The sequence below is a fragment of the Clostridium sp. genome (assembly GCF_051656525.1).
Taxonomy (GTDB): Bacteria; Bacillota; Clostridia; order Clostridiales; family Clostridiaceae; genus Clostridium.
In genome coordinates this window covers 1-1,322 of the sequence record NZ_JBOGCC010000324.1, presented here as the reverse complement: position 1 = coordinate 1,322, position 1,322 = coordinate 1, and the positions used below count along the sequence as shown (strand labels likewise).

General features: G+C 38.0%; 1 protein-coding gene. It reads right to left on the bottom strand.

The annotated features are described in order from the left end of the window. On the bottom strand, window positions 1-965 hold a 965-nt coding region (ltrA, locus tag ACRDDY_RS16280; RefSeq protein WP_438565990.1), incomplete at its 3' end, for a group II intron reverse transcriptase/maturase. Between the last annotated feature and the right edge of the window lie 357 nt (window positions 966-1,322).

Genomic DNA, 1,322 nt, shown 5'->3' with positions numbered 1-1,322 from the left:
CCTAGAAATTTTACTTTCCCTATGTAGGCTACTTCTGTTTTATCATGATTCACCTTTAGAAACAGTTTATTTTCTATAAATGGTACAATCTTTTCAAGTGTGCGTCTTGCACTTTTCTTACTTTTACACAGTATCATGAGGTCATCTGCATATCTTACAAACTTATGTCCTCGTCTTTCTAATTCTTGGTCTAGTTCGTTTAACATGATGTTGCTTAAAAGGGGGCTTAGTGGACCACCTTGTGGTACCCCTACTCCTGTCTCTTTAAATGTATGCTTCTCTACAACTCCAGCTTTTAAGAACTTATGGATGAGTGAAATGACTCTTCCATCTTTGATTGTTCGTGATAGTATCTCTATAAGTTTACTCTGATTTACTGTATCAAAATATTTCTCTAAGTCCATATCTACCACGTACTTATAGCCTTCATCTGCATTCTCTATACATTTAGTCATAGCATCATGTGCTTTTCTTCTTGGTCTAAAACCATAACTGTTATCTGAGAATTGCTTTTCAAATATCGGTGTTAATACTTGAGCTATTGCCTGTTGTATTACCCTATCCACTACAGTTGGTATCCCTAGTTTTCTTACTTTCCCTTTCTCTTCTTTGGGTATTTCTACCCTTCTTACAGGATTCGGACGGTATTTACCATCTTTGACCTTTTGGATAAGTAGCTTGTTGTTCTCTTTGAGATATGGTAGAAGATGCTCTACTCCCATCCCATCAATTCCTCCAGCACCTTTATTAGACTTGACTCTCTCATACGCTTGGTTAAGATTGTCTCTGCCTAATATTTTCTCCAATAAATCATCCCTTGACACGTCTGTGTTGGTGATGTTGTTTTCAGTTATCCTTGAAGAAGCATACACTTCTGCATACTCTTTCTGTTCCGCAGATACCATTTGCAGATAGTCTTCTATTTGAAGTTGTCTGTATTTAATTCCTTCTTTAGTAACATTCATTAACTTTCACCTCCTAAAGTTCAGTCCTTCCGAAATGATGTTAACCCCATTTCGTACTATGACCTCTGCTGACTTCTCATGATAAATCTTATTTCAACCGTATTTCATACATTTTGTTTCCATACGTCCATGAGACCTCCCCAGGTAAGAACACAATCTTTCCTTCCATCTATCTGCCACATTTACACCATGGATTTCCGAGTAGTTTAGGGCTTTGGTTTGTATGGCAACCTTACCCAATCCATATATGCCTGATGTGATTTCTATACGTCAGACCAGAAGTTTGCCTCCAGCTTCCTTCAGATTCCACCTCACGATGGACACCCTTGCTCTTGGCTATGTACTTGGCACTACTAA